The sequence below is a fragment of the Bacillus sp. FSL W8-0848 genome (assembly GCF_038007805.1).
Classification (GTDB): Bacteria; Bacillota; Bacilli; order Bacillales; family Bacillaceae; genus Bacillus; species Bacillus glycinifermentans.
Window position 1 is genome coordinate 1856880 of the sequence record NZ_JBBOYB010000001.1, and the last position, 26953, is coordinate 1883832.

Below are 26953 nucleotides of genomic sequence, written 5' to 3' on the forward strand. Positions count from 1 at the left end.
CGTCTTTCCACTCATAAAATCAAATGATCTACAGCAGCCTGCTCAATCATTAAACCTTTTTTGTACCGTTCGATAAATGCTTCAAATCCTTCCACATCTAATTGATCAGGGTAAATTTCTTGCCCCTCATCCTCTTTAAAGACTTTTTTGTCGAGGAAGTCCTCTAAGCTTTCTTCTTGATCTTTGTTCATCATGTAAGAAGCAAGAATAGCCATTCCCCATGCACCGCCTTCTCCGGCTGTTGCCATAACTGATACTGGGGCATTCATTGCAGCTGCAACAATTTTTTGCCCAACAAGAGGGGTTTTGAATAAACCGCCGTGAGCTACAATGCTGTCAATTGCAACATTTTCTTCTTTTGTCAAAATATCCATTCCGACTTTCAAAGCACCAAAAGCTGTAAAAAGGTGGGTCCGCATGAAGTTTGCTAAATTGAAATGACTCTCTGGCGAGCGGACAAATAACGGCCGGCCTTTTTCTAATCCTGTGATATTTTCACCGGAGAAATAACCGTAGCTAAGTAAACCACCGCCATCTGAGTCAGCTTCCAAAGCTTTATTTAACATCACTTCGAATAATTTATTCGTTTCAACCTTTTGTCCCATTGCCTCAAAAAATTCACGGAACAATCCCAACCAAGCATTAATATCACTTGAGCAGTTATTCGCATGAACCATTCCAACTGGACTGCCGTTTGGTGTTGTTACCAAATCAATTTCCGGATACACTTTTGACAGTTCTTTATCTAATACAATCATGGCAAAAACTGAAGTTCCTACTGAGATGTTTCCAGTGCGTTTCCTCACACTATTCGTAGCAACCATTCCTGTTCCAGCATCGCCTTCCGGTGGACAAATTGGAATGCCTGGTTGTAAATTTTTTGATTGATCCAGAATTTTTGCACCAATTTCGGTTAATTCACCTGCTTGCTCGCCTGAAATATAAACTTTAGGAAGAATATCCTTCAGCTTCCAAGGATAGCCCTTGATCGAAATCAGTTCATCAAACTGCCTGACCATCGATTCATTGTAATTTTGCGTTGATTCATCAATCGGGAACATGCCAGAAGCATCTCCAATGCCGATTGCTTTATTGCCAGTCAGCAACCAGTGAATGTACCCGGCTAAAGTGGTGATATAATCAATGCGAGGCAAATGCTTCTCTTCATTTAATATTGCTTGATACAGGTGAGCAATGCTCCACCGTTCAGGGATATTGAATTGAAATTTATCAGTTAATTCTTTTGCTGCAGCACTGGTTGTTGAGTTACGCCAAGTTCGAAACGGAACAAGCAGCTCCCCTGTGTTGTCAAAAGCCATATACCCATGCATCATTGCAGAAAATCCAATAGAACCAATTTTGCGAATGGTGATACCATAATTTCGTTCAACTTTTTTCTTCATTTCACTGTAAGCTGTTTGTAATCCAGTGATAATATCTACTAAGTTGTACGTCCAAATTCCATCTTCCAAGAGGTTTTCCCACTCATAGCTTCCAGATGCGATTGTTTCAAAACTACTATCAATCAACACTGCTTTAATACGTGTGGATCCGAATTCGATTCCAAGGGATGTTTCTCCCTCAGTTATCGCTTGTTTGATGTTTACTCGGCTCGTTTTCACGTTGATCCCCTCTCTGATAGCGATTTCAAAATTAATCGAAAGAAGGCATTTTCCTTTTCGCTTAACTTTATGAACAACCTAAGTATATTTTTTGTACGTACATTTGTCAATCAAAATAATATATGTTCATATAAATATCACAACGATATTTCTGTTGTTTTTCTTTTAATGTTTATAATAAAAGGTATTTGTATAACATAAAAAATTATAATTGCTTTTAATTTTCACGAAAATAAGGTGGAATCTTTTAATTCATTCAAAGCCATGATAAAATATGTCCACACAAATAATTCAATTTTAAAAATTAGAATGCGAACAACTATGAAAGAAGTGAGTGAAATGAAACCAAAGTATAAAGTCATCATCGATGATATAAAAAGCAAAATTCTTTCAGGAGTTTACAGCGTAGGAGAACAAATCCCTACTGAATCCGCCATACAAGAAGAGTACAAAGTTAGCCGGCACACTGTTCGAAAGGCCATTTTAGAACTATCGAACGAGGGATTCTTAAGAAGTGAAAAAGGGTCTGGCACTTATGTTAGTAACCAGTATCAATCAAAATCTGGCGGGAATTCCAATAATAAAACAATCGGTGTAATCACGACCTACATTTCTGACTACATTTTCCCCTCCATTATTCGTGGAATTGAAGGGAGATTGAATGAGGCTAATTATTCGTTGCTATTAGCTAGTACAAATAATGATGTCGAACAAGAAAAAAAAGCTTTGGAAATGATGTTGTCATTTGGCGTAGACGGTTTGATTGTTGAACCTACGAAAAGCAATCTATACAATCCCAATATTGCTTACTACCTGTCGTTCAAGGAACAGGATATTCCTTTCATCATGATCAATGCTTATTATGAAGAATTAGATGTTCCTTTTCTTTGCCTCGATGACGTGCAGTCTAGCTATCTCGCAACAAAAGAATTAATATCAAAAGGACATACACAAATCGGCCTTATTTCAAAAGAGGATGATTTACAAGGAAAGTATCGAATGAAGGGATATATAAAAGCGCTTGGCGAAGCCAAATTACGATTTCAACCGGAGCATGTGCTTTCATACAATACGGAGACGAAGCTGGACCTATACACAAACCTCAAGAAGTTCCTAAATGAAAATAGAGACGTGTTGACTGCAATTGTTTGCTATAACGACGAAGTAGGGTTGGAAGTAGCAAATGTATGCAGACAACTTAATATTTCTGTTCCGGACAAATTGTCAATTGTTGGTCAGGACAATTCGTATATTGCCAAAAATGCGAATATCAAACTAACGACATTGACACACCCTCAAGAACAAATGGGACGCGATGCAGCTGATTGGGTCATTAAGAAATTACAAGGAAAGAAGGATTTGCCAAACGAAACCTATTATCAACCGGTGTTAATTGAAGGCGAAACTGTAAAAGAGTTAGAAGTACAATAATTCTTGGCGTAGTAAGGAAAACCCAGTCCATGTTCACTAAAGGCGTGAACATGGACTGGGTTGTTTTTACTCTTTATCAATTAAGCAGAGAGAACTTTAATGTACTCATCACTATTTAATTTCGAATCAGAAAATGGGTGTTGTCTACTTGTGTCACAGGCAAGAAGCATAACGTTCTTGCAGAAATGGCTCTATTCTAAGTATTCACTGGTGTTGGCTTGATAGGTGATACCCCTAGATATTGAATTACAATTAGGGTACAGGTCGATTTCACTCCTGTTCATGTTTGCTAATCCATACATCCGTTACTTCCCCGGCCTCATCTTCATCTATGATAAATGATCCGTTGCTGTACCGGTCATGCAGCTTGATTTCTTTGACAAGCCTCTCCTCTGTGGCACCCTTTTCAGTCTGAATCATGATCTGGTCATGATATGAGCATGTGAGCAGCCCGGCGATGCGGTGAGGCTTTTTCTTCAGCTCTCTCAGCATGAGAACGCCGCGTTTGGCTCGTGAGGTTTTTTCAAATTCGGTGCGATTCATTCGCTTGACAGAGCCGCGCTGCGTTACAAGGACAAGGACATCTGTTTCCTCTAAAATCTGTCCTGAAGCGACAAAATCGCCGTCCTTTAAGTTCACGCCTTTCACGCCGGCCGCCCTGGCGCCGACCACGCTGATTTCTTCCTCTGTAAACCATAGGCCGTAGCCTGTGCGGGTAGCGATGAACACGTCTTTCGTGCCATCTGTGACATGGACATCCACCACTTCGTCATCGCCTTTTAGATTCAAGGCGACCAGCGCCTTAGAATAGCGCTGCGCTTTATATTGAAGAAGCGGGGTTTTTTTCACCATCCCGTTTTTCGTGAAAAACAGGAGGTATTCCGAGTCTGTAAATTCCTTGACAGGTATCGCTTTTACGATGGATTCATCATTGTCAATTGAAATGATATTCGTAATGTGCTGGCCCAAGTCCTTCCATCTGATGTCCGGTAGCTGGTGGACAGGACAGTAGACATAGCTTCCTTTGTTCGTAAACAGCAGCAGCACGTCTGTCGTGTTCATTTCCAATAGACAGAGCAGGCGGTCCGTATCCTTCATGCCGAAATCCTGGCCGTTTGAAGCGGCGAACGATCTCTGGCTTGTTCGTTTGATATAGCCGTCCTTCGTCACCGTCACATACACATCTTCCGCCGCTACCATGACTTCAAGATTAATTTTAATTTCTTCGATTTTTTCTTCGATCACTGACCGTCTTTCGCCCGCATAGGCTTTTTTCAGCTTTTTCAGATTGTCCTTGATGACCTTCATCAGCTTTTTGTCATTGGAGAGAATCGCTTCAAGCTCTTTTATTTTTTGGTCAAGCTCTTTTGCCTCTTCCTGTAAAGCCGTGATATCTGTATTCGTTAATCTGTAGAGCTGCAATGAAACGATGGCTTCAGCCTGCGGCTCCGTAAAAGCGAATTTGTCGATCAGGTTGTTTTTGGCATCCCGCTTATCGTTTGATGAGCGGATCGTTGAAATGACTTCATCCAGGATGGACAGAGCTTTCATCAGTCCTTCGACAATATGATGCCTTTCCTTCGCTTTTTTGAGCTCATACTGCGAACGATTGGTGATGACTTCTTTTTGATGCCCGATGTAGGCATCAAGAATCGAGGTCAGATTCATCAGCATCGGCCTTCTGTTATGAATGGCCACCATGTTGAAGTTATACGGGACTTGCAAATCGGTGTTTTTGTATAAGAAATTTAAGATGCCCTTCGCATCCGCTTCTTTTTTCAGCTCGATGACGATTCTGAGGCCTGTTCGGTCCGTCTCGTCGCGGACTTCTGAAATCCCTTCTACCTTCCGATCAATCCTGAATTCATCCATTTTTTTCACTAAGTTTGCTTTATTGACTTCAAACGGAATTTCGGTAATCACGATTTGCTGGCGTCCGCCTCTGATCGTTTCAATCTCGGCTTTTCCCCTGATAATGATTTTTCCTTTTCCGGTTTCATAAGCTTTTTTGATGCCCCCTTTTCCCTGGATGATTCCGCCTGTCGGAAAATCGGGGCCTTTTACGAACTCCATAAGGTCGTCAACACTGCAGTTCGGTGAATCGATCCGCTTAATAACGGCATCAATGACTTCTCCGAGGTGATGCGGCGGAATGTCTGTCGCATAGCCGGCTGAAATACCGGTCGATCCGTTCACGAGAAGATTCGGGAACATCGCCGGAAGGACGACAGGCTCCTTGCTCGTATCATCAAAGTTTGGGACGAATTCGACCGTATCCTTGTCGATATCGCGCAATAGCTCCGCCGCGATCGGCGCGAGCCGTGCTTCCGTATACCGCATCGCAGCCGGAGGGTCTCCGTCGATGCTTCCGTTGTTACCGTGCATTTCAATCAACACATTGCGGACCTTCCAGTCCTGGCTCATCCTGACCATCGCTTCATAGACGGAGCTGTCTCCGTGCGGATGGTAGTTCCCGATGACATTACCGACCGTTTTGGCTGCTTTGCGGAAATTTTTATCGTGTGTGTTTCCTTCGGCATGCATGGCATACAAAATCCGCCTCTGCACCGGTTTCAGTCCGTCACGCGCATCGGGCAGGGCCCGGTCTTGAATGATGTATTTACTGTATCGGCCAAAACGGTCGCCGATCACATCTTCCAATGGTAAATCATGAAATACTTCTGGCTGTGCCATCTATTTAAACCTCCTCAGCGACCGATAAGTTCTCATTTTCCAGAATGTTGCTGTCTTCATCAAGTCCGAAAGCGACATTTTTTTCAATCCATTTTCTTCTCGGTTCAACTTTGTCGCCCATTAGTGTCGTCACGCGCCGTTCTACGCGGGCAGCGTCATCGATTTTCACCCTGACGAGCGTCCGCGATTCCGGGTTCATCGTCGTTTCCCACAGCTGATCAGCGTTCATTTCGCCGAGACCTTTATAGCGCTGGATCGTATATCCTTTTCCGACCTTTTTCAGGACATCGTCCATTTCTTCGTCAGACCAAGCGTATTCAATGATCTCTTTTCTGCCTGAGCCTTTGCTGACTTTATAAAGCGGAGGAAGCGCAATAAACACTTTTCCGTGCTCGATCAGAGGCTTCATATAGCGGTAGAAGAAGGTCAGCAGCAACACTTGGATATGGGCGCCGTCTGTGTCGGCGTCCGTCATGATGATGACTTTATCATAGTTGATATCCTCGATGTCAAAATCGGCGCCGACGCCTCCGCCGATCGCATGAATAATCGTATTGATCTCTTCATTTTTAAAGATGTCGGCAAGCTTTGCTTTTTCTGTGTTGATGACTTTTCCGCGAAGCGGCAGGACGGCCTGGAATTTCCGGTCCCTTCCCTGCTTGGCGGAGCCGCCCGCAGAATCCCCCTCTACAAGGTACAATTCGTTTTTGGCCGGATTTCTCGACTGAGCCGGCGTCAATTTGCCTGAGAGCGTCGCTTCGGATTTCTTTCTTTTTTTTCCGCTTCTGGCCTCTTCCCTTGCTTTGCGTGCGGCTTCCCTCGCCTGTGCCGCTTTGATGGCTTTTTTGACGAGCAAAGTCGCCGTATCTCTGTTTTCCTCCAGAAAATATGCGAGCTGTTCAGAGACGATGGCATCCACCGCAGACCTCGCCTCGCTTGTCCCGAGCTTTCCTTTTGTCTGGCCTTCAAACTGCAGAAGCTCTTCAGGTATGCGGACAGACACAATTGCCGCAAGCCCTTCCCGGATATCTGCGCCTTCTAGGTTTTTGTCCTTTTCTTTTAAAAGGGCCACCTTTCTCGCATATTCGTTGAACGCCCGCGTCATCGCCGTCTTGGCGCCGGATTCATGGGTTCCCCCGTCTTTCGTCCGGACATTGTTGACAAACGAAAGAATGTTTTCAGAATAGCCGTCATTGAATTGAAATGCGAAATCGACTTCGATTCCGTTATGCTCTCCTTCAAACGACACCACTTCAGACAATGTGTCTTTTTCTTCATTTAAATATGCGACAAAAGCTTCAATCCCATTTTCGTAAAGAAACGTTTCGTGTACTTGGTGGCGTTCATCGATCAATTCAATTTTTAAGCCTTTTAATAAAAAGGCGGATTCTCTCAGCCGTTCCGCAAGCGTTTCAAAGTTATACGTTGTCGTGCTGAACATCTTCGGATCCGGCTTGAAATGAGTCAGAGTGCCGGTTTTTTTCGTCGTTCCGATTTTTTCAAGGGATGTCGCCGGTTTCCCGCCGTTTTCGAAGCGCTGCCTGTATATATTGCCGTCCCGTTCGATCGTTACGGTCAGCCATTCGGACAGGGCGTTTACGACAGATGCTCCGACGCCGTGAAGGCCGCCGCTCGTTTTATAGCCGCCTTGGCCGAATTTTCCTCCGGCGTGAAGCACGGTCAAAATGACTTCAGGAGTCGGTTTGCCGAGCTTATGCATTCCTGTCGGCATTCCCCGGCCTCTGTCCTGCACCGAAATGCTGTTGTCTTTATGTATTTTTACTATAATGTGATCCCCGTACCCTGCAAGGACTTCATCGACGGAGTTGTCGACGATTTCGTATACGAGGTGGTGCAGGCCGCGGCTGTCCGTTGAACCGATGTACATGCCGGGGCGCTTTCTGACCGCTTCAAGGCCTTCGAGCACCTGAATGGAATCATCATTATAGTCAACCTGCTGTTTTTTAACCAAATGCATAAACCCCTTTCAAACATCAAACATTGCTTATAAAGAATAATACACACTCTAATATATAAATCAAAGCGATATCCGGCTGATTTCCCCGCATCGCTTCAAGTGTTGTCAGAAAAATGTCAAAAATAATGCGGCTGTTGGCACAACCGTTATTTTACACGAATCTCCTGATGCAGCACAAGGCGGCGCAGGTGCGATTGGAAAATCGTTCTTAAAAAAACTGTCCAAGACTTATTGTATCTGTTTCACAACAAATCGCAAACATATTCTTGAATAAAAAAGACAAAAATCCTTGTCATTTCAAGGATTTTTGTCTTTTTTAAGCCGATTTGGTCAATGCATGGGCTACTTTTATGCACAAATCCATCACAACTGTATAGCCCTTTTCATTGAGCAACTGATACGCTTCTTCATTGACAAGTCCCTGCTGCGCCCAAAACACGTCAGCGTCAATTTCCAAAAACTCCTTGGCTACTTCCGGAAGATGCTCGGATCTTCTGAACACATTCACGATATCGACGTGCCCCTCGATATCCTTTAGCGAAGCAACAGCTTTCACCCCGAGCACTTCGTCGATGGTCGGATTAACCGGGATGATTTCATACCCTGCATCCTGCATCGCTTTTGATACCATATAGGAGGTTCTCTCCGGATTGGCCGAAAGGCCGACGACCGCAATTCGTCTGCTGTTCTCAAGAATGTTTTTGATCTCCTGTTTCGTTGGATTTTCCATTCCGCATCAGCTCCTTTTATATTCAGTTTACATGAAAACATACAGGATATACAAAGTTTTAATAGGATTAAAGCGCATTATCCTGTATGATATATACGGTGCTATTTAACAAAAGCCGCCATGAAGGGTGCCTCTCGTGTTAAAATAAAGAGTAGGGATCATCAAAAAAGGAGAAATGAAATGTTAATTGCTTTATTATTGATTTTAGCCTATTTACTCGGCAGCATTCCATCCGGCTTGATTGTGGGTAAAGCTGCCAAAGGAATCGATATCAGAGAACACGGCAGCGGAAACCTCGGAGCCACCAACGCTTTTCGTACGCTTGGAGTCAAAGCGGGTTCGATCGTCATCGCTGCCGATATCTTAAAAGGAACGCTTGCCGCTTTTTTGCCCGCCGTCCTGCACGTCGATGTCCATCCTTTGCTGGCCGGCGTAGCAGCCGTCATCGGGCACATGTTCCCCGTTTTCGCAAAATTTAAAGGGGGAAAAGCGGTCGCTACCTCAGGAGGCGTGATGCTGTGCTATGAGCCTATCCTGTTTCTCACAATGGTCGCGGTGTTCTTTCTGTTTTTGTTCATTACCAAGTACGTATCGCTGTCTTCTATTTTAACCGGCCTGTATACGACGATATACAGTCTGTTCACAAAGGATCTTTTTTTGGTGGCGGTCGTCGTCGTTCTTACGGTATTTGTCATTTACAGACACAGAACGAACATCAAGAGAATTTTTAACAAAACCGAGCCGAAAATCAAATGGATGTCAGGCAAAAACCGCTGACAGAACATGATATGTTTATGAACAATCCAAATTATTATATACTAGATATAACAATCCATAAAAAAGGAGTGCTTTTCTCGTGAAACTGCACATTAATGAAGAGGCGCTTAAGTGGTACAAGGACGAGCTTGACCTGAAAAAAGGAGACCAAGTCCGCTTCTTCGTCCGTTACGGCGGATGCAGCAACGTTCAAAAAGGATTTTCCCTCGGGGTATCGAAAGATGAGCCGCAGCAAATCGGAGCAAGCGCCGAAGCGGACGGCATTACGTTTTTCATTGAGGAAAGCGATATTTGGTACTTTGACAACCATGATTTGCGTGTGACCTATAACGCGTCCGCTGAAGAACCGGTGTTTGAATATCAGTAAAAAAGAACGCTCTATGAAGCGTTCTTTTTTTGTTCAGGTTCATCATCGTTCTTCGAGCCGGAAACGTTTGATATGGCTGAACTGCTTTTCTTTTGTTAAAATCTCGATTTGCTTTTGGCCGATTAAATCAAAGTGGGGAAATCCGCTTCTTTGATCGATCCATTCTTTTTTGAGACCGTACTGCTCTCCCCATGCGGCAAGCTTTTCGATGTTTTGGCAGCCAGCTTTTGTCACAGTGCGGGAATCCGGAAACCTGTCATCGATCCAGTAGTGAGTTAAAAACGCTATCTCGCCGTTTTGGACCGCACGCTTCCATTCATTCAGCTCCTGTCTCTTGATTCCGAAGGCCATTTACTTTTTGGCCTCTTCGTATGCCTGATGCCACTCCGGATAAAGCTTCCGGAACTGAAGCGGCTTAAAACTGTCGCGGTCAACGCAAATGTGCGAGCTTGTCCCTTTTACGGCCGTTTCTCCTTCCGGGTTTAAAATCTCATAGCCGTAAACCGTTTTAAAACCGTTGTATTCTTCAATCCATGTATGTACGGTCGCGGTTTCTCCATAGCGAAGCGGCTTTATGTATCGAACGTTGACATCGACGACAGGCGACAAGACATTGTCTTTTTCCATTTTAGCATAGGAAAAGCCGAGGTCTTTAATCAATGCCGTCCGCCCAACCTCCATCCAAACAAGATAATTCGCGTGGTAGACGACCCCCATTTGGTCTGTTTCGGCGTACCGAACTTCGATTTCTTTTTTTGAGACGTACAAAATTCTCTACTCCCTTATCAAAAAATGTAATCCCATTTTAGCATAAGCAGCCGGTAAAAACACGAATGGCGGCTTTTCCGATCCGCCGCATGCAAAAAACCAGGTTGCCCTGGTTTATTGATCATATCCTTTTTCCCTAGCATCGGCTTCATCTTGAATTTCGCTGCGCATCGCCTCAATGCTTTCATTTCGGCGTTCATTTTTTTCGCGGATCTGCTGCTGTTCTTCACCGCTTGCAAAGGACAGCTGCTCTTCTGATTCCTCGATGTTTTCGATCGTATTCTGAACCATATCCTGAAGCTTTTCAACGTTGTCGCTTCTGTCATCGGGGTTGTGCTTCTGCCCGTTTTCCATCATTCGTATTGCCTCCTTTTTAGCAGTTATTCGCCTTTTGTCTGCATGATAATCGGCGTTTCACCTGATTTATCGTGCATCTTCTTACCTTTATTGCGCTTATATTCAACCGGCTTTGTCCCAAGGTGGCTCGGGGCAAATTTCGCCTGTTTGTCATGCTCTCTCGGCATGTCTATCCCTCCTTTTAAGCATTAGGATTCTCAAAAAGAGGCGCAAACATGAACCTAAATTTTAAAAAGTTACTTCAACCTGAACTTCTCTTCAAGCTTGTCTTCAAGCCGGTCGAGAAACTCCTGGTTGGTCAAAAGCTCTTTTTTGTTTTCTGAGACAAGTTCTTCAAATGTGCGCCGATGTGTCTTTTTCATTTTGAATCACCTCCAGATGATTTTCATTTTCGCCATTTTTTTTGCAATATAAGCAAAAAGCCGGGATTTTTATAATCCCAGCTTTTCTTCCATTTCTTTTTTTGTTATCGTTCCTAGGACGATGTCTTCTATGATACCGCTTTCATTTATAATAAATGTCATCGGATAGGAAAAAATCCCGTATTTTGCATTGATTCCTTCTTGGTCAAGAACGATCGGGTATGTTAACGCAAGGCTGTCGGCAAACGCTTCAACCGTCTTGCGGTTTTTCTCCGATGAAGTGAAATTAACGGCCAGTACGGTTATATCCCGATGCTCATTTTGAAGCTGCTGCATATCGGGCATCTCAGTTCTGCAAGGCTTGCACCACGTCGCCCAAAAATTGAGCAGCACTTTTTTTCCTTTAAAGTCGGATAACGAGACATCCTCTCCGCCTTTTAAAGAGGGAAGCGTAAAATCCGGCGCTTTTTCTCCCTTTTCAATCCCGATTTCAGCTTCCTTGTGCATTGCAAAATTCCAAACCGCAAAACCGGCCAACAGAAGAAGGAAGGTGATTGCCAGCGATTTTTTAATCATCGATATCCTCCAAGAATTAAGGCATGTGCACCTGAAAAAAGAAGAGAAAGCAATCGCTCTCTCTTCCTGACACACAGACTACTGTTTCATTTTATTACGGAGAACCATTTGCAGGATTCCGCCGTGGCGGTAATAGTCAATTTCGACTTCGCTGTCAAAGCGTACGACGGCTTCAAACGATTTCACCGTTCCGTCTTCGCTTGTCGCTTTTACCGGAACAAGATCGCGCGGACGCACTGTTTCATTCACATCCACTTCAATCGTTTCTTTTCCTGTCAAACCGAGTGTCTCCGCGTTTTCTCCCTCTTTGAATTGAAGCGGAAGAACGCCCATGAGAACGAGGTTGCTTCTGTGGATTCTTTCAAAGCTCTCGGCGATGACCGTTTTAATGCCGAGAAGGTTCGTTCCTTTTGCCGCCCAGTCGCGTGAAGATCCCATTCCGTAATCTTTTCCGGCGATGACGACGAGACCTGTGCCGCTTTCTTTATACTTCATGCATGCATCATAAATGGACATGACTTCACCTGTAGGCCAATATGTTGTATATCCGCCTTCTGTTCCCGGAGCAATCTGGTTTTTGATTCTGATGTTGGCGAATGTACCTCTCATCATGACTTCATGGTTGCCCCGGCGTGAACCATATGAGTTGAAATCTCTAGGTGAAACGCCTTTTTCCTGCAGATATTTGCCGGCCGGCGTATCTTTTCCGATTGCTCCCGCAGGAGAAATATGGTCTGTTGTGACGGAGTCTCCGAATTTGCCGACAACGCGCAAGCCTTTGAGCGGCTCAACAATTCCCGGCTCAACTGACATATTTTCAAAGAACGGCGGGTTTTGAATGTAAGTCGATTCTTCGTCCCATTTGTAAAGGGCTTCATCCGTTGTTTCGATCGCATTCCAGCGTTCATTGTCATCGAAGACGCGCTCATATTCTTTTCTGAACAACTCAGGTGTAACGGTTTGTTTGACGACCGTATTAATTTCGTCCATCGTCGGCCAAATGTCGTTGAAGTAGACCTTCTGTCCGTCTTTACCGACCCCGATCGGCTCATTTTTCAAATCGATGTCAACGGTTCCAGCCAGCGCATATGCGACGACAAGCGGCGGAGACGCGAGATAGTTTCCTTTGACAAGCGGGTGAATCCGTCCTTCAAAGTTACGGTTTCCGGAAAGAACGGACGTAATCAAGAGATCGTTCTCTGCTACCGCTTTTTCGATTTCCGGCGCAAGCGGTCCGGAGTTTCCGATACATGTTGTACAGCCGTATCCGACGATGTTGAATCCAAGCTCGCGCAAATAAGGAAGAAGTCCTGAATTGACCAAATAGCCTGTAACGACTTTAGAACCCGGTGCAAGGGATGTCTTCACATAGTTAGGTACTGTTAAGCCGAGTTCCACCGCTTTTTTGGCAACGAGTCCCGCTCCGATCAATACGTACGGGTTTGACGTATTTGTACAGCTCGTGATTGCCGCAATCGCGATTGCACCCGTTTTCATAACGGCTTCTTCGCCGTTTCCAAGCGCAAACTTGATTTCTTTGTCCGCTTCAGAAGCTTCCAAACCAAAACCTTGGTTGCCCGCAGGGCTGACCAAATGCTTGTGGAACGTTTCCTTCATGTCGGAAAGCGGGATTAAATCCTGAGGACGCTTCGGACCTGAAAGGTTTGCTTCAACTTTTGACAAGTCGATTTCAACGATATCTGTAAATACAGGATCTTCCTGATCAGGCGTGTAGAACAGACCGTTTTGTCGGCAATATTCTTTTACTACCGCAATATGCTCTTCATCGCGGCCGGTTAATCTCATGTATTCAAGCGCCTCTTCATCAACCGGGAAGAAACCGCATGTTGCGCCGTATTCTGGAGCCATGTTGGCGATCGTCGCTCGGTCTGCAAGCGGCAGCTCAGCCACACCCGGTCCGAAGAATTCGACAAATTTGCCGACAACGCCTTTTTCGCGGAGAACCTGCGTCACTTTCAACGCAAGATCCGTTGCCGTCGTGCCGTTTGGAAGCTTGCCGACGAGTTTCGCTCCGATGACTTCAGGCACAGGGAAATAAGAAGGCTGTCCAAGCATGCCTGCCTCGGCTTCAATTCCGCCGACACCCCAGCCGAGAACGCCGATTCCGTTGATCATCGTCGTATGAGAGTCTGTTCCGACGAGCGTATCAGGGTAAGTGACGATTTCTCCGTCTTCTTCGACGGCATGTACGACATTCGCCAAATACTCAAGGTTTACCTGGTGGACGATACCTGTTGCAGGCGGAACGGCTTGATAGTTGTTAAACGCTTTTTTCGCCCAGCTTAAAAATTTATAACGTTCTGCGTTTCTTTCAAATTCAAGATCCATGTTGACAGTCAGCGCATCATCGGTACCCGCTTTGTCAACCTGTACGGAGTGATCAATGACAAGGTCAACCGGGATTTCCGGATTAATTTTGTCCGGATCTCCGCCGACTTGCGCCATTGCTTTGCGCAATGAAGCGAGGTCTACTACGGCAGGAACACCGGTGAAATCCTGTAAAATAACCCGGGAAGGTTTAAAAGGAACATCAAGGTCTTTTAATTCAGCAGTGCCCCATTTTGCTAAATTTTCAACGTGCTCCTTTGTGATGACTCTTCCGTCGACTTGACGAAGTACAGATTCCAGCAGGACCTTGATGGAATAAGGCAATTTCGACACTTTTCCAATTCCTTGATCCTCTAATGCTTTTAAAGAATAATAGCTGTACGTTTTGCCGTGTACAGTAAACGTTTTTCTTGACTGAAAAGCGTCTTTTTTTGCGATTTGCTGCTGTTTCGCCATTTCTCCAAAATCCCCCTTTAAAGATCAAGATCATATACCAGAAAAACCGGCATATTTCACCACAATTTTCTCACAATTTAATCTTAAAACAATTTTAAACATAAGTAAATATCAATGTTTTTATTAAATTCAATAAGAATGCCTTATGCTTGTGAAAAAGTTTATTTTACTGGAAATACATTTTTTTATACAAAGGCGGGAACGCGGATATACTACAGCCTGAGGTGATAGCATTGTCAAAGCGAAAAGCAAATCATGTCATTCCCGGAATGAACAATGCGAAAAGGCAAGGAAACGGCGCCGGCTACATTGAGGATGACCAGCACATCCTGACCGAAGCCGAACGCCAAAACAATAAAAAGCGCAAAACGAATCAATAAAACCCAAAACAGGAGGTCGGGAATATTGACGAATAAAAACGACGGCAAAGATATGCGCAAAAACGCGCCGAAGGGAGCTCAAGCAGGCCAGCAGCCGGAACCTTTGGACGGAAGCAAAAAGGTGAAAAACCGTAACCACACAAGGCAAAAACACAACTCGCATCACGATATGTAATCGCAAACGCCTGCGGACAGGCTTATGCCGGCGCAGGCGTTTCCCTTTTCACAAGTATTCAAAGTGAAGCATACCTTATCATGAAGGCTAGGTATGGAGGAATGCTTCAATGACAAATGCAAAACAGTTCGATTCCTCTGATTTTGAAGAGGAATGGATGAAGCAGTTTTTTGATGACCCCTTTGTCCTGTACGATGAAACCCTTCCCATTGATCTGTATGAGACAAGTACCGAATATATTATTGAAACAGAATTGTCAAACGTCACCCCCCGCAGCCTGCGCATCACGTTTTCCGGTTATGATTTCAAACTTGCCGTCATATCAGACGAACAGGAGTACGAAAAAACGATGATGCTTCCTTTTTTTCTGAATGACAAGCAGATTGAAACCGAATGCAAAAATCAAATCCTTACCGTTAAAATCAGCAAACAAGCAAACAAAGATGAAACATCCGTTTCTTTTCATATTCCTTTTCATGAATAAAAAGGACCCCGGCAGGCTTCGCGACGCTTAGCCCGTGCCGGGGTTTTTCCGTTCACCCGTCAAATATCCTCTAGCAATCCTCCATGGCCGAAAAAGAGAATTGCTATACGATAGACTATGTTCTAGCGGCTCTTTTGATTAGACGGATGCCGCCAATTTATATTATTTTTTCTATGTTCTTCTAAAATAGGTTCATGTACAATAGTCTGTAGATAAAGGAGTGATGATAGATGCTTGAAGGTTGGTTTTTATGGCTGATGCTGCTGTGGATCGTCACGATGATCGTCCTTTTATCGATCGGCGGATTTTTTATGTTTCGCAAATTTTTAAAACGTCTTCCAAAAGAGGACGGAAAGTCAGAGCTTGACTGGCAGGACTACTACATTGAGAAGACGAGGCACATGTGGAAGCAGGAAGAAAAAGAGCTGCTTGAAGAGCTGGTGTCTCCGGTTCCCGAGCTGTTTCGCGACACAGCGAAAGCGAAAATCGCCGGAAAAATCGGCGAGCTGGCTTTAAAAGAAAACGCCGGTTCGATCGACCAGGACTTAATCGTCAGAGGCTATATACTGGCTACCCCGAAAAGGGATCATAAGTTTCTGCTCAAACGCTTGAAGGAAAAAAATATTGACCACTCCCCGTACCAGGCGCTTTTTAAATAAAATAAAACCTTTCCTGATAAACGGAAAGGTTTTGCTTTAATTGATCTGCATATTGTTTGACGCTTCCAGTTGGTTTGAAAGCTTTCTGAAGGATAAATACATGGCGATCCGCCACGGAACGATCATCCCAAATGCAAGGATCCAAAACATTCCGCTTAAAGCCCCGTAGTCGATTGATGTGCTCAAAATGCTTTTCATGACGATTCTGATCAAAAGAAGACCGATCAAAATAAATACAAAGGCTTTGGAACGCTTCAAATAAATTTTATCTTCCCTGATTTCGAATTTTGACGTTTTAATCAAGAAAATCGAAAAAATCATCCCTACAGTAATGGCTTCCAAAAATTCTGCGCCTGTAACGTGAAACATCGGAAATAAAAACATCAATGCGCCTGTGCTCATAAAAATCGGCGGCAATATAATTTTTTTGGCCGTAGCCGGTTTTTCAGATGACTTGATTCTGACAGCCATGACAACGACGGCCATCACAACGGCAAGCATAGATGAAACTACAATCATCATAAAGTATCATCCCTTTATATTTTTGCAAATTTTTCTACTGTATACTATACTCCAAAACGCAGAAAAAAACCATTCCCGCGGGTTACCTTCGTTTACGCTTTCCCGAGCACAAGCCGAATGGCTTCCATTACTTTTGCTTCCTCAAAAGGCTTGACGATAAAGTCTTTTGCGCCGGCCTCAATCGCCTCTACGACGATCCGCTGCTGACGCATGGCCGTGCACATAATCACCTTTGCCTTCGGCTCGATTTGAATCATTTCCTTTAACGCTTCGATTCCGTTTTTCACAGGCATCGTAATATCCATGATGACAAGGTCCGGTCTGAGCTCTTCATACAGCAATACAGCCTCCTCGCCATTTTCGGCTTCCCCTGCGACAGGAAAATCTTCCGCCTCGAGAATTCCCCTTATTTTATCTCTCATGAATTTTGCATCATCAACAATTAAAACCCTTGTCATACTCCCCTCCAATATCACAGTCCAGTTTATTATAACAAAAACGGCCACCCTCTAAAAAAGATCCTAAAATCCTCTAAAATCGCCAAACAGCTCCGATAATACGATGATAATTTTCGTCATCCAGTCAAAAAACAGGAGGATTCCGATCAAAATCATCGCAGCGCCTCCGATCTTCATGATCAGAAGCTGATGCTTCCTGAGCCATTTAACTTTTGAGATAAAAAAGGACAGAAGCAAAAAAGGCAGGCTGAATCCGAGTGCATACAGCAGCATATACGGCACCGCAGATACCGGATTGGTCCCGGCCAGCGCGATTACGGCAGCTAATATCGGACCCGTACACGGCGTCCAGCCGGCCGCAAAAGCCATCCCAATGCCGACGGAGCCCAGCAAACCGCCCGGCTTGTTTTTAAAGTGAAGCCGCCTCTCTTTCATTAAAAATTCAGGCTTAAACACGCCCAATGTGACAAAACCGAAAAAAATGATCAATATGGCTCCAAGCTGCCTGATCAAATTGTGGTAATCCTTAAAAAAGGAGCCGACAAGCGATGTACTGTAGCCTAAGGCAACAAAAATAACCGAAAATCCGATCAGGAAAAAGACCGTGTGCAGCAGGCTTCTTTTTTGCAGCATCATTCTGTCCGAATGAATGTCACTCATGCTGACGCCGGTGATATAGGATAAAAATGCCGGATACAGCGGCAGGCAGCAAGGCGAAATAAAAGATAGGAATCCTGCGCCGAAAGCCAGAACATAATTAATATCTGTCATTCTCTTTCTCCCTTCCATTTACAGGAATATCATGCAAGAAAAACATCTACTATGACAATTACATTTCAATTTTCCAACATATCACCAAAAAAGATATAGTCTTTCCGAATTTCTTTATATAATCGATTTTCGGCTATTTACCCTTCCTGCCTTTTGAATTGAAAAGAAACCTATATATGGATATAATAGCATTTAGTAGGCATCAGAAAAGATGATATACAGAAGAAAGGATAAATTCCTGTGATGAAAGAAAACCTGCTTTATGAAATTGAGGAAAAAAGAAAAGAGTTGCTGCAAATTGTCATGACAAATGGCATGACATCAAATATTACCATTCAGCACAGCCAGCAGCTTGATATCCTTCTTTTAGAATACCAAAAACTATCGCTGAGCGGCAGCACACAATAATTATAGATCAAAATAAAAAACCCAAAAAAAGCGGGTTTTTTATTTTATAACCATGTTTCTTCTATGTCATAATCGCATTCGCATTATTTCGTTTGATTTTCCATGGCTTTCATCATTTGATTAATTTTCTTTTGGGACGGCTTCATGCCCATCTGCATCATCATCATGCGTAACATTTGTTCATTAATTGGCGGATTTTTTTTCAAATAGTTCATCATATATTTACGAGCGATAAAAAATCCTAGTGCAACACCTGCGAGCAAAGCCAAAACGCCCACCAGGATGACAACCCATAAATCCATTTAATTTCCTCCTTCATGTTGTCTCGTATAAAGTGTACTAAACCAAAGGCTATTATACAACATTTACAGTCCAAATTCTTTCTTTTAAATAAAATTTCTTTCTTTTACAGGGTTGAGCCACCCGTATCGTTCCATACCAAAATCCATCGCGAGAAAGCAAGGGCTCACTTTCCTCAATATTTCAAAAAAGACGGTTTCGGCATCGAATTTGCCGTTTGCCAGAATTTCGATATATTGGTCTTTCATGATAAAGGAAGCGCTTCCCTCAGGGACGAGCAGCCGATATATGCAGTCGACCTGTGTATAGTCCTCCCTGCTGAGGTTCATTTTAAGCCTTTTGTGAATATGGGAAACCGGAATCGGCTTTGTAATATACTCGATTTGCTTAGCCGCAAGCTGTGACTTTTTTTCCTCAGGGCTTGTCCAATGATAATCATAGAAAAGTTTGAACATGACAGATTCCTTTCCGAAATAGTGGCTCGCAAACTCCTCTTCAATCAAATACGTGTAATAATGGCGTTCCATCCCTGTCCCATCCCCCTTGTATCACGATTCTGATGATATGCCTTCTATTATACAAAAGGGGGAGAGAAATAATTGTCTGATGATGATAAGAGAAGGGACTAATTTTGTCGAAAACAAAGAAAAGAGAATGATTGGACTGATCATTCTCTTTTCTATATCACCTTACATTATTTCTGCAACAGTTTTTTCACGCGGTCTGCTACGTTTTCAGCCGTAAAACCGTATTCCTTCATAATCGTTTCGCCAGGGGCAGATGCGCCGAATCGGTCGATTCCGAGAATGTCCCCTTCAGTGCCTGTGTATCTTTCCCATCCAAGCGGAGAGCCCATTTCAATGGCAAGGCGCTTCGTCACGTCAGAAGGAAGAACGGCGTTTTTGTACTCGTCTGACTGTTTGTCAAAGCGGTCCCAAGACGGAACGCTGACGACAGATACATCAATGCCTTCTTTCCGAAGTTCGCTTTGGGCGTCGATCGCAAGTCCGACCTCTGATCCGCTCGCAAGCAGGATAGCCGCAGGTTTTTCATTTTGAGATTTTGATACGACATAGGCTCCTTTTTCCACGCCTTCATATGCCGCCTCAGCAGACTGATCGATCGTCGGCAGGTTTTGACGCGTCAAGACAAGCGCAGTCGGCTGGCTTTTCGATTGCAGCGCAAGCTTCCATGCAGCGGCCGTTTCGTTACCGTCCGCAGGTCTCATGACAGACAAGTTAGGAAGGGCGCGAAGCGATGCAAGCTGTTCAATCGGTTCGTGCGTCGGTCCGTCTTCACCCACAGCGATGCTGTCATGGGTAAATACGTATGTGACCGGAAGCCCCATTAATGCGGCAAGACGGATCGCCGGTCTCAAGTAGTCTGAGAAGACGAAGAATGTACCCGCAAACACCCGCAGACCGCCATGGAGAGCCATTCCGTTTAAAGCAGCGCCCATGGCAAATTCGCGGACACCGAACCAAATGTTTCTGCCGGCATAGTCCTTCGCTGAAAAATCTCCGCCGTTTTTGATCGTTGTTTTATTAGAACCGGCCAAATCGGCAGATCCTCCGAAGAAAAACGGCACTCTTTTTGCGATTCCGTTCAATACTTCTCCTGAAGAAGCTCGGGAAGCAAGGCTGCTTCCTTTTTCATAGACAGGAATATCTTGATCCCAATCTGCCGGAAGTTCTCCGTTAATACCTAATTCAAGCTGCCCGGCAAGCTCAGGATAAGCTTTCTTATATTCGGCGAACAGCTCGTTCCATTCCTGTTCTTTGCGTTTGCCCGGTTCTTTCACCGTTTCATTAAAGTGTTCGTACACTTCGGAAGGAACATGGAAATCTTCTTCATATGTCCACTCATATGCTTCTTTCGTCAGTTTAGCCTCTTCTGCGCCGAGCGGAGCACCGTGAACGCCTGACGTTCCAGCCCGATTTGGAGAACCGAAGCCGATCGTCGTTTTTACTTCGATCAATGTCGGCTGTTTGTCATTTTGCTTTGCTTTCTCAACCGCTGCAGTGATTTCGGCAATATTGTTTCCATCCTCAACATAAAGGACTTCCCAGTTCATCGCTTCAAAGCGCTGCTTCACATTTTCGGAGAATGAGCGGTCAAGATCTCCGTCAAGGGAAATATCGTTGGAATCGTACAGCACGATTAAACGGCCGAGGTTCAGATGGCCTGCAAGGGAAGCTGCTTCTGAAGAGATTCCTTCCATTAAGTCTCCGTCACCGCAAATACTGTATGTATAATGGTCAACGACACGATATTTGTCACGATTGTAAGTTTCCGCAAGATGGCGTTCTGCAAGCGCCATGCCGACTGCCATTGCGATTCCTTGGCCGAGCGGACCGGTCGTCGCATCAACCCCGGGAGTATGTCCGTATTCAGGATGCCCCGGCGTTTTGCTGTCCCATTGGCGGAAATTCTTCAAGTCTTCCATTGAAACGTCATAGCCGCTTAAATGAAGCATGCTGTACAAAAGCATCGAACCGTGTCCCGCAGACAGCACAAAGCGGTCTCTGTTGAACCAGTTTGGATTTTCAGGGTTCACATTCATCATTTTCGTCCAAAGCGTGTAAGCCATCGGAGCAGCTCCCATCGGCATACCCGGATGGCCGGATTTTGCTTTTTCAATGGCATCTATAGATAATGTTCGTATCGTTGCCACAGATTTTAATTCAATCGTTTTCATTTTAATCCCCTTCCTGTATGTACTCTACTTTCTTATCATAAATCGACACATCGGTTTTCACAACCATTTCAGCTCAAAAGCTGAATGAAAAATCGTGAACAAATGTCATTTGTAGTATATACAAAAAAGGAATACGATATTGACGTATTCCCATAAATTAATGCAGCCTGCGGTTCCCTTTTTCTTTTTTCAGCTTTTCGGGAGTCACATCGTTGCCTTCAGGATCTACAATCGTCACGTTTTTCAACGTATTTTTCATAGATGCGCGGACGCCCTTCAAATATTCTTGCCGCAGCTTTTGCTGTTCGGCTTTTTCTTCGTCTGTTAAAGAGCCAGTTTTTGATTTTTTGGCAAGCTCGTTGATTCTGGCTATTTTCTCTTTAGAAATCATGATATACTCCTTTGTTTTGTTTCACCTTCATACTACTAAATTCAGTCTCGTTTGACAACAGATTCGGCTGCTCCGTCCTCCATATATTCCTGATAGCGGCGGTGGACGGTAGCTTTGGAAATGCTGTATCCAAAACCTCTCAGGACGGCTGCTATTTCGGCAAATGTCAGCTTGTTTTCCCTCAGCCTGATGATTTCCGAAAGCGGCGCTTCAATCCGCTCCCTCCCGGTTCCTCCGCCGCGGTTTTTTAAGTTCTTTTCCGGGCGGTAGCCGTTTTCGACCGCTTTTTTCATGCCCCTTTTAATTTTCAGGTTATGTATTTTCCGCTGGTATTCCTCCACAATCCCGACGATTTCCAAAACCATTGAGTCGGCTTCAGAAAGCTCAAGCTGTCCTCTATGGGCAAGCGTATATACTTGAACGCCTTCTTTATACAAAAAGTGAAGGAGCGCAATCTTTGCATGCCCTCTGCCCAGCCGCGTGTCGTCCTGGATTAAAACGGCGTCGACATCGGATGTTTTAATCTCCTCGAGCAATTCAAAAACGCCGTCCCGATCCAGCTCGTATCCGCTCGCTTGTTCGGAAATGACTTTTACGACGGTCATGCCGTGTTCGGCGGCGAGCCTTGCAAGCTCTTCTTCCTGCCGCTTTAAGGAGGTCTCCTGCTCTTCTTTCGCCGTGCTCACCCTGGTGTATATAATCGCATTCACAGAAATCCCCCCGTTCCTTCTATTCTACAACCGCCAGCTGATACTGATCAGAATGCTGCTTCGTTACCGGCACGACTAAAACATCGCCGGGTTTGATGACAGACGTCGGCAGACCGTTTCGATCCGCAACCCACTCGACGAATTTCTGCTTGTCAGCAGCTGTTCCGCCTTCAATGCGGTCGGCCAGCTTCCATAGCGAATCTCCTTGCTGAACTTCTATTTTAACATATTGCTTGCTTTCTTCGAGCTTAGCGGCAAAAGACAAAAACAGAACACAGGTGCTAATCGCAGCGGTAAATAGACTGACGAAAATCAATGATTCTCTTTTCAATACGATCACCTCAAGATAGAATGTTTGTTCGCTTTTTGTTCAGTATACATACGAACAAATGTTTCTGTCAATCGCTTTTTTCGAACCTATGTTTGTACTCAAAGGAAAAACATGCTATAATCTAGCTAAAATCGACGTTTTGAGGTGCAAATCATGACGAAGCTATCAAAAAGACAACTTGATATTTTGCGTTTCATCAAAGAAGAAGTGAAACGCAAAGGTTATCCGCCTTCCGTCAGGGAAATCGGCGAAGCGGTCGGCCTGGCATCAAGTTCAACCGTACACGGCCACTTGGCGCGGCTCGAGTCAAAAGGGCTGATCAGAAGGGACCCGACAAAGCCGCGAGCCATCGAAATATTGGACACTGAAGAAGGGGTACACATTCCGCAAAGCCAGGTTGTGAACGTTCCCGTCATCGGAAAGGTAACGGCCGGAACGCCGATTACCGCCGTCGAAAACATCGAGGAGTACTTTCCGCTGCCGGATCGACTGGCTCCGCCGGACGAGCATGTCTTCATGCTGGAGATTATGGGGGAAAGCATGATAGACGCGGGAATATTGGACAAAGACTATGTGATCGTAAAGCAGCAAAACACGGCAAACAACGGGGATATCGTCGTTGCCATGACCGAAGACGATGAAGCGACCGTTAAGCGTTTCTTTAAAGAAGCGACCCACATTCGCCTTCAGCCGGAAAACCCGACGATGGAGCCTATCATTCTCCAAAATGTGACCATTCTCGGAAAGGTCATCGGCGTGTTTCGGACCGTTCATTAATCTGCAAGCATCTCGTTTCGGCTGCCGGTTTTCCGGCAGCCTTTTTCTTCACAAAAAAATCAGGTTCATGTCCCGCGGGATACGAACCTGAAAAAGAGGAATTCATAATATGCTTACAAATTCATTATCTCGAAAACTATATTTGCTGTCAACAAAAAAGTTGCACAAAGGAAACTCTTTAAAGGTATTCAAATCTCTTTGCCGATAGACCAGGGGGATTCTTGTTTATTCCCTTACTGAGCCGTTCATGTTTAGAGTGAATACATAAGTGCTGTCACCTGATGTGATAAAGCCTGCAAACCATCTTAATCCGGAGCGGGACAATCTCGCGCCGGATTTTCCATAAAGGGTACAGCTGTCCGTTTCTTCCTGAATCATCATCCGTTTTACTGTTTTCATAACGGGCTTATCAAACGGCAGCGATTCTTTGTACAGCTTTTCCGTGAAATCCGCTTGTACGATCGCGGAAATCTTCAGTGTGCTGCACGCCAAAACTGACCGATTCAGCCGCTTATTTCCGTATGACAATTTCCGGATCCATTCTTCCATGCGCTGCTCACCGATACCCCGGCCATCGCCTGGTAAAACCGAATCATGCATACCCGCCCCGGGCAAATGACCGCGATTCCAGGAATCAAACTCCCTTTTCACGCCGTCCAGGCGCTTGACATCGTATTCATCTCTGACGGTCCCGGTCTGAAATCCGAACAGCGCATTTTCCGCTTAAAAAGCGGATCGGACGTCAGCCTTTCATTGGGCTCTTTTCTTGATGTAGACAAAGGTTTGTCCGTTCTTTACGTTTCTTAAAATAAACGTTCTGTCGCGCTTGTCAAAAAGCTCATTCACACGAAAAATGTTTGGCAGCTTGGCATCGGCTTTTTCCTGTTCAATCACTATCACTTCCTTGGTGAAAGTTAGAAACCTGTCTCAATTTACTATTTGATCATAGCAAGCGCGATGCCGTATCCATTTTGAGGATTGTATGGGGCAGTTATTTTCATCACCTTCCAGGAGCCTTCAGATGCTCTCGTCCCGATCCCGTTAAGCGCCTTGACGTAATCTCCTTGGCGAACCGTACTGTCTATCCGGACGTAATGCCGGCCCAACAGTCCGACAACATGCCATTCATTCCTTGCAGCCCGTGAAAGATAACTTTCTTCCAAAACCTCTTGAAAATGTGGATTCTGTTTCGGTACGCGAATCAGCTCCCCTGTTTCTTCATCCATTTTTTCCTCATATATCAATCCGCCGAATTCGTTTGTCAAATAGCGGTTCTGCCAGGTGAAGCTCGATTCTCCCGATATAAATGCAGCCGTTTCCGACACAACACCCAGCATATCATCCCTTTCTTGAGCTGGCGCGATTTTTTCCCCTCTTAATGCTACGATGGTCCCCGTATCGATCAGCTGCCCGTTTTCACTTTCAAAATACTCTCCGTATCCGCAGGGCAATGATGATCTTACAGAGCCGGCAAATGTGCCGTTCCCGTGCAGAGAGTCCAAAAGCCAGTTGATGGTCTGGTATCCGCCTGCCACGGTGTACGGCTCTTCTAGCGTAATGCTTTCTGAAGACAAAATCGATCTCGATACGCTGTTTCCTTTAATATGGGAGTTGTTTGAAGCAGCGACGAAAGCGCGGGAGCCCTCTGTAATCGAACCGCCTGAAGAACCGATGACAGCATTTCTTTCGCCTTTTGCCGTAATATCGCCGGTGCCGGCAATGACGGCGCTCGATTCCCCAAACGCAAAGCCTGAGGTGGTGGCAATTTGCGCCCCACCCTTTAAGCTGACAGGCACCTGCTCATACGTTTGGCCTTTAATGGAAGCTGCCGCATCATATCCGGCCGCCTGCACGCCGATGATCACGGCTTGGCTGTTTGGCGATTGGATTCCAACCGTTCCGCTGTCTGTTATCATCGTTCCGTTCATCATATTGACGTTATAAAGCCCGCCGCCGATCGAGATTCCTTTTGGAGCGGAATGATAAATATCGAAGTTTGATATTTTGACATAATCGGTTTTATTGGCCCCGCCGGATAAATTAATATCAACACCGGCCTTTTTAAACCCGCGGATTTTAATCCCGTTGATCGTGATGTTTTGGCTGCGGTACTGTAAAGCAACCACAGGATTGCCTCCATAGTCATACTCGGGATCGCCGATCGCCGTAAATCCGTTGACATATACATTCTTATATGCAGAAACAACGAGCGCCCTCGGCGTCACACCGTCGTAAAGCGGGTTGAAGACAGGCTCGACGGCCGTACAGTCGGTGAGCGTGACATCGTACGCTGTGGTGCTTTCCGGATCTGAAGCCTGGTGATGGCCGATATGCCGAAGGTCGAACGCGCGGACATCACGGTAGGAGATATGCCCGATGATATGAACGTTTTGCGAAGCCGGCCACATCTCGTGCGCCTTCACTTCCACCCCGCGGATATTCCCGCTTGTTATGTTGTTTAACAGCCAAACGTGTTTGGATCCGTCGTCAATCTCTATCCCGTTGGAGTTGGACATCCCTTCAGCATGCTCTGTTCCGCGCGGATTTGCCGAATGGCAGTTAGAAATAAAAACGTATTCGCTGTAATGCGTGGTAATGCCGTCATCCCCTGCGCCATACGCCACACAATTATCGACCCAAATATATTTGGAACCGTCTTTTGTCCAGTCGGTATCAGGCAGGTGGTCATATGTCGGCGATGTAATATCAATGCCGTGAAGCCCCGCATTGACGGCTTCAATATCTTTGATCCAGCCGAATTCGACTTTGGCAAACGTTAAACAGCTTGAATACTGCCCGCCCGGATTTCTCACGCCGCCCTGTCTGTCCGGATTCCAGTCTAATGTCATGCCCTGGACAAAAATATTGCGGTTTCCATTTTCATAGTCATCATTTGTGATCACCCACTCATAGGCGGGGGCGTTTTCGTGAAGCTTAATGACCGTTACGCCTTTTCCCTGTCCGACGAAATACGTCCAGGACGGCAGCTTAATTCCCTGAACAAGATAAACGCCTGCCGGAACGTTTACCTTAACGCATCCTGTGCCGATCGCTTTCTGAAAAGCTTCGGTATTGTCCCTGCCGTCGGGTACAGCCCCAAAATCTTCGACGTTTACTTCCCTGGTGATTTTGCTGAGAAGTTTATGATATTCCTTGTCCAGCCGCTCCTTTAACAGTGAGGTGATCTCTCCTTCGGCCGTCACCCTGGCATCTGTCACTTCAACGCTTTGAGAAGCCCCTGCATGCTGTATCAGATTTTGCATCCTTGCTTTGAGCTGCTCCATTTCTGGTAGCGTAATGGAATCCTCACGAAAATGAGACCGCCATCCTGCATGTAGAGACACATCAAAAGGTTTCCTGAATTGCACCATTCTAAAGACACCTCTTTCTTATCATGTAAGCGCTGAAATGGGCGGGAAAGC

General features: G+C 45.1%; 32 protein-coding genes. 9 read left to right on the plus strand and 23 right to left on the minus strand.

Annotated elements, in window-relative coordinates; all coding sequences use genetic code 11:
• Positions 1–11 precede the first annotated feature (11 nt).
• Positions 12–1622 (minus strand): xylulokinase, encoded by a 1611-nt coding sequence (locus tag NSQ39_RS09675; RefSeq protein WP_175075163.1) that lies wholly within the window; start codon positions 1620–1622, stop codon positions 12–14.
• A 339-nt stretch (positions 1623–1961) separates the two neighbouring features.
• On the opposite strand from NSQ39_RS09675, the gene NSQ39_RS09680 reads away from it, so the two are divergent.
• Positions 1962–3053 carry a GntR family transcriptional regulator gene (locus NSQ39_RS09680; RefSeq protein ID WP_046132359.1) on the plus strand — a complete coding sequence of 364 codons (1092 nt, stop codon included), beginning with the start codon at positions 1962–1964 and terminating at the stop codon, positions 3051–3053.
• A 270-nt stretch (positions 3054–3323) separates the two neighbouring features.
• On the opposite strand, the gene parC is transcribed toward NSQ39_RS09680, so the two are convergent.
• From parC to NSQ39_RS09695, 3 genes are all read right to left on the minus strand, one after another.
• A complete protein-coding gene (gene parC / locus NSQ39_RS09685; RefSeq protein ID WP_175075164.1) occupies positions 3324–5747 on the minus strand; it encodes a DNA topoisomerase IV subunit A in 2424 nt (807 codons plus the stop codon).
• A gap of 4 nt (positions 5748–5751) precedes the next feature.
• Entirely contained in the window at positions 5752–7719 is a 1968-nt protein-coding gene (gene parE, locus NSQ39_RS09690; RefSeq protein WP_175075165.1) for a DNA topoisomerase IV subunit B, read from the minus strand.
• A 322-nt stretch (positions 7720–8041) separates the two neighbouring features.
• Positions 8042–8455 (minus strand): CoA-binding protein, encoded by a 414-nt coding sequence (locus tag NSQ39_RS09695; protein WP_046132350.1) that lies wholly within the window; start codon positions 8453–8455, stop codon positions 8042–8044.
• 180 nt (positions 8456–8635) lie between these two features.
• On the opposite strand from NSQ39_RS09695, the gene plsY reads away from it, so the two are divergent.
• The gene (gene plsY, locus NSQ39_RS09700) at positions 8636–9232 is read left to right on the plus strand and encodes a glycerol-3-phosphate 1-O-acyltransferase PlsY (protein ID WP_046132349.1); all 597 of its coding nucleotides are present in this window, start codon (positions 8636–8638) and stop codon (positions 9230–9232) included.
• Positions 9233–9311: 79 nt separating this feature from the next.
• The gene (locus NSQ39_RS09705) at positions 9312–9599 is read left to right on the plus strand and encodes a HesB/YadR/YfhF family protein (protein ID WP_046132348.1); all 288 of its coding nucleotides are present in this window, start codon (positions 9312–9314) and stop codon (positions 9597–9599) included.
• A gap of 42 nt (positions 9600–9641) precedes the next feature.
• Here the strand turns inward: NSQ39_RS09705 and NSQ39_RS09710 are convergent, their stop codons facing one another.
• The 7 genes from NSQ39_RS09710 to acnA all read right to left on the minus strand — a co-directional run bounded on the left by NSQ39_RS09710 (position 9642) and on the right by acnA (position 14467).
• Positions 9642–9950: a hypothetical protein gene (locus NSQ39_RS09710; protein ID WP_175075166.1), complete on the minus strand. Its 309-nt coding sequence runs from the start codon at positions 9948–9950 to the stop codon at positions 9642–9644.
• Complete coding sequence (locus tag NSQ39_RS09715) at positions 9951–10367, minus strand: YbgC/FadM family acyl-CoA thioesterase (protein ID WP_335499709.1); 417 nt, start codon at positions 10365–10367, stop codon at positions 9951–9953. It lies immediately after the preceding gene.
• Positions 10368–10481: 114 nt separating this feature from the next.
• Positions 10482–10724: a small acid-soluble spore protein Tlp gene (gene tlp, locus NSQ39_RS09720; RefSeq protein WP_046132822.1), complete on the minus strand. Its 243-nt coding sequence runs from the start codon at positions 10722–10724 to the stop codon at positions 10482–10484.
• Between the two features lie 23 nt (positions 10725–10747).
• Positions 10748–10891 carry an acid-soluble spore protein N gene (locus tag NSQ39_RS09725; RefSeq protein ID WP_006637039.1) on the minus strand — a complete coding sequence of 48 codons (144 nt, stop codon included), beginning with the start codon at positions 10889–10891 and terminating at the stop codon, positions 10748–10750.
• Between the two features lie 69 nt (positions 10892–10960).
• Positions 10961–11086, minus strand: coding sequence for an FbpB family small basic protein (locus tag NSQ39_RS09730; RefSeq protein ID WP_065894540.1), 126 nt, complete (start codon positions 11084–11086; stop codon positions 10961–10963).
• Positions 11087–11155: 69 nt separating this feature from the next.
• Positions 11156–11662: a peroxiredoxin family protein gene (locus tag NSQ39_RS09735; RefSeq protein ID WP_175075167.1), complete on the minus strand. Its 507-nt coding sequence runs from the start codon at positions 11660–11662 to the stop codon at positions 11156–11158.
• Between the two features lie 78 nt (positions 11663–11740).
• The gene (gene acnA, locus NSQ39_RS09740) at positions 11741–14467 is read right to left on the minus strand and encodes an aconitate hydratase AcnA (RefSeq protein WP_216898637.1); all 2727 of its coding nucleotides are present in this window, start codon (positions 14465–14467) and stop codon (positions 11741–11743) included.
• A gap of 233 nt (positions 14468–14700) precedes the next feature.
• Between acnA and sspO the strand changes: the two genes are divergently transcribed.
• The 4 genes from sspO (at position 14701) to NSQ39_RS09760 (ending at position 16165) form a co-directional block, all read left to right on the plus strand.
• Positions 14701–14847 (plus strand): small acid-soluble spore protein O, encoded by a 147-nt coding sequence (gene sspO / locus NSQ39_RS09745; protein ID WP_046132818.1) that lies wholly within the window; start codon positions 14701–14703, stop codon positions 14845–14847.
• A 25-nt stretch (positions 14848–14872) separates the two neighbouring features.
• Positions 14873–15022, plus strand: a complete 150-nt coding sequence (locus tag NSQ39_RS09750) for a small acid-soluble spore protein P (protein WP_065894538.1) — start codon at positions 14873–14875, stop codon at positions 15020–15022.
• Between the two features lie 109 nt (positions 15023–15131).
• Positions 15132–15506 (plus strand): Hsp20/alpha crystallin family protein, encoded by a 375-nt coding sequence (locus tag NSQ39_RS09755; protein ID WP_046132817.1) that lies wholly within the window; start codon positions 15132–15134, stop codon positions 15504–15506.
• Positions 15507–15736: 230 nt separating this feature from the next.
• Positions 15737–16165, plus strand: coding sequence for a DUF2621 family protein (locus NSQ39_RS09760; protein ID WP_046132816.1), 429 nt, complete (start codon positions 15737–15739; stop codon positions 16163–16165).
• A 36-nt stretch (positions 16166–16201) separates the two neighbouring features.
• On the opposite strand, the gene NSQ39_RS09765 is transcribed toward NSQ39_RS09760, so the two are convergent.
• From NSQ39_RS09765 to NSQ39_RS09775, 3 genes are all read right to left on the minus strand, one after another.
• On the minus strand, positions 16202–16687 hold the full coding sequence (locus NSQ39_RS09765; RefSeq protein ID WP_046132815.1) for a CcdC family protein: 486 nt from the start codon (positions 16685–16687) through the stop codon (positions 16202–16204).
• Between the two features lie 92 nt (positions 16688–16779).
• Complete coding sequence (locus NSQ39_RS09770) at positions 16780–17145, minus strand: response regulator (protein ID WP_046132814.1); 366 nt, start codon at positions 17143–17145, stop codon at positions 16780–16782.
• Positions 17146–17208: 63 nt separating this feature from the next.
• Positions 17209–17916 carry a cytochrome c biogenesis protein CcdA gene (locus NSQ39_RS09775; protein WP_046132813.1) on the minus strand — a complete coding sequence of 236 codons (708 nt, stop codon included), beginning with the start codon at positions 17914–17916 and terminating at the stop codon, positions 17209–17211.
• A 243-nt stretch (positions 17917–18159) separates the two neighbouring features.
• Here NSQ39_RS09775 and NSQ39_RS09780 point away from each other — a divergent pair, with 243 nt between their 5' ends.
• Positions 18160–18324 (plus strand): aspartyl-phosphate phosphatase Spo0E family protein, encoded by a 165-nt coding sequence (locus NSQ39_RS09780; RefSeq protein ID WP_046132812.1) that lies wholly within the window; start codon positions 18160–18162, stop codon positions 18322–18324.
• 83 nt (positions 18325–18407) lie between these two features.
• On the opposite strand, the gene NSQ39_RS09785 is transcribed toward NSQ39_RS09780, so the two are convergent.
• From NSQ39_RS09785 to yneA, 6 genes are all read right to left on the minus strand, one after another.
• Positions 18408–18626: a YneF family protein gene (locus NSQ39_RS09785; protein WP_003182236.1), complete on the minus strand. Its 219-nt coding sequence runs from the start codon at positions 18624–18626 to the stop codon at positions 18408–18410.
• A gap of 84 nt (positions 18627–18710) precedes the next feature.
• Positions 18711–19151, minus strand: a complete 441-nt coding sequence (sirA, locus tag NSQ39_RS09790) for a sporulation inhibitor of replication protein SirA (protein ID WP_046132811.1) — start codon at positions 19149–19151, stop codon at positions 18711–18713.
• 167 nt (positions 19152–19318) lie between these two features.
• Positions 19319–21322 carry a transketolase gene (gene tkt, locus NSQ39_RS09795; RefSeq protein ID WP_046132810.1) on the minus strand — a complete coding sequence of 668 codons (2004 nt, stop codon included), beginning with the start codon at positions 21320–21322 and terminating at the stop codon, positions 19319–19321.
• Positions 21323–21479: 157 nt separating this feature from the next.
• Positions 21480–21713 carry a DUF896 domain-containing protein gene (locus NSQ39_RS09800; RefSeq protein ID WP_046132809.1) on the minus strand — a complete coding sequence of 78 codons (234 nt, stop codon included), beginning with the start codon at positions 21711–21713 and terminating at the stop codon, positions 21480–21482.
• Positions 21714–21754: 41 nt separating this feature from the next.
• The gene (locus NSQ39_RS09805) at positions 21755–22423 is read right to left on the minus strand and encodes a YneB family resolvase-like protein (protein WP_175075169.1); all 669 of its coding nucleotides are present in this window, start codon (positions 22421–22423) and stop codon (positions 21755–21757) included.
• 19 nt (positions 22424–22442) lie between these two features.
• Positions 22443–22754, minus strand: a complete 312-nt coding sequence (gene yneA / locus NSQ39_RS09810; RefSeq protein ID WP_046132807.1) for a cell division suppressor protein YneA — start codon at positions 22752–22754, stop codon at positions 22443–22445.
• Between the two features lie 153 nt (positions 22755–22907).
• Here yneA and lexA point away from each other — a divergent pair, with 153 nt between their 5' ends.
• Entirely contained in the window at positions 22908–23531 is a 624-nt protein-coding gene (lexA, locus tag NSQ39_RS09815) for a transcriptional repressor LexA (protein ID WP_046132806.1), read from the plus strand.
• 225 nt (positions 23532–23756) lie between these two features.
• Here the strand turns inward: lexA and NSQ39_RS09820 are convergent, their stop codons facing one another.
• The 3 genes from NSQ39_RS09820 to NSQ39_RS09830 are packed head-to-tail and all read right to left on the minus strand — an operon-like array spanning position 23757 to position 26902.
• Positions 23757–24242, minus strand: coding sequence for a penicillin-binding transpeptidase domain-containing protein (locus NSQ39_RS09820; RefSeq protein ID WP_330217801.1), 486 nt, complete (start codon positions 24240–24242; stop codon positions 23757–23759).
• A gap of 39 nt (positions 24243–24281) precedes the next feature.
• Entirely contained in the window at positions 24282–24425 is a 144-nt protein-coding gene (locus NSQ39_RS09825) for a hypothetical protein (RefSeq protein WP_157759336.1), read from the minus strand.
• 41 nt (positions 24426–24466) lie between these two features.
• Entirely contained in the window at positions 24467–26902 is a 2436-nt protein-coding gene (locus NSQ39_RS09830) for a peptidase G2 autoproteolytic cleavage domain-containing protein (RefSeq protein ID WP_175075170.1), read from the minus strand.
• Positions 26903–26953 lie beyond the last annotated feature (51 nt).

What these genes read in the sequence shown, in the direction of transcription:
- NSQ39_RS09680 (WP_046132359.1), top strand. Translation starts at nt 1,962, where the DNA reads ATGAAACCAAAGTATAAAGTCATCATCGATGATATAAAAAGCAAAATT.
- parC (WP_175075164.1), bottom strand. Translation starts at nt 5,747, where the DNA reads ATGGCACAGCCAGAAGTATTTCATGATTTACCATTGGAAGATGTGATC.
- NSQ39_RS09695 (WP_046132350.1), bottom strand. Translation starts at nt 8,455, where the DNA reads ATGGAAAATCCAACGAAACAGGAGATCAAAAACATTCTTGAGAACAGC.
- plsY (WP_046132349.1), top strand. Translation starts at nt 8,636, where the DNA reads ATGTTAATTGCTTTATTATTGATTTTAGCCTATTTACTCGGCAGCATT.
- NSQ39_RS09710 (WP_175075166.1), bottom strand. Translation starts at nt 9,950, where the DNA reads ATGGCCTTCGGAATCAAGAGACAGGAGCTGAATGAATGGAAGCGTGCG.
- tlp (WP_046132822.1), bottom strand. Translation starts at nt 10,724, where the DNA reads ATGATGGAAAACGGGCAGAAGCACAACCCCGATGACAGAAGCGACAAC.
- NSQ39_RS09725 (WP_006637039.1), bottom strand. Translation starts at nt 10,891, where the DNA reads ATGCCGAGAGAGCATGACAAACAGGCGAAATTTGCCCCGAGCCACCTT.
- NSQ39_RS09730 (WP_065894540.1), bottom strand. Translation starts at nt 11,086, where the DNA reads ATGAAAAAGACACATCGGCGCACATTTGAAGAACTTGTCTCAGAAAAC.
- NSQ39_RS09735 (WP_175075167.1), bottom strand. Translation starts at nt 11,662, where the DNA reads ATGATTAAAAAATCGCTGGCAATCACCTTCCTTCTTCTGTTGGCCGGT.
- acnA (WP_216898637.1), bottom strand. Translation starts at nt 14,467, where the DNA reads ATGGCGAAACAGCAGCAAATCGCAAAAAAAGACGCTTTTCAGTCAAGA.
- NSQ39_RS09755 (WP_046132817.1), top strand. Translation starts at nt 15,132, where the DNA reads ATGACAAATGCAAAACAGTTCGATTCCTCTGATTTTGAAGAGGAATGG.
- NSQ39_RS09760 (WP_046132816.1), top strand. Translation starts at nt 15,737, where the DNA reads ATGCTTGAAGGTTGGTTTTTATGGCTGATGCTGCTGTGGATCGTCACG.
- NSQ39_RS09765 (WP_046132815.1), bottom strand. Translation starts at nt 16,687, where the DNA reads ATGATGATTGTAGTTTCATCTATGCTTGCCGTTGTGATGGCCGTCGTT.
- NSQ39_RS09770 (WP_046132814.1), bottom strand. Translation starts at nt 17,145, where the DNA reads ATGACAAGGGTTTTAATTGTTGATGATGCAAAATTCATGAGAGATAAA.
- NSQ39_RS09775 (WP_046132813.1), bottom strand. Translation starts at nt 17,916, where the DNA reads ATGACAGATATTAATTATGTTCTGGCTTTCGGCGCAGGATTCCTATCT.
- NSQ39_RS09780 (WP_046132812.1), top strand. Translation starts at nt 18,160, where the DNA reads ATGAAAGAAAACCTGCTTTATGAAATTGAGGAAAAAAGAAAAGAGTTG.
- NSQ39_RS09785 (WP_003182236.1), bottom strand. Translation starts at nt 18,626, where the DNA reads ATGGATTTATGGGTTGTCATCCTGGTGGGCGTTTTGGCTTTGCTCGCA.
- sirA (WP_046132811.1), bottom strand. Translation starts at nt 19,151, where the DNA reads ATGGAACGCCATTATTACACGTATTTGATTGAAGAGGAGTTTGCGAGC.
- tkt (WP_046132810.1), bottom strand. Translation starts at nt 21,322, where the DNA reads ATGAAAACGATTGAATTAAAATCTGTGGCAACGATACGAACATTATCT.
- NSQ39_RS09800 (WP_046132809.1), bottom strand. Translation starts at nt 21,713, where the DNA reads ATGATTTCTAAAGAGAAAATAGCCAGAATCAACGAGCTTGCCAAAAAA.
- lexA (WP_046132806.1), top strand. Translation starts at nt 22,908, where the DNA reads ATGACGAAGCTATCAAAAAGACAACTTGATATTTTGCGTTTCATCAAA.
- NSQ39_RS09830 (WP_175075170.1), bottom strand. Translation starts at nt 26,902, where the DNA reads ATGGTGCAATTCAGGAAACCTTTTGATGTGTCTCTACATGCAGGATGG.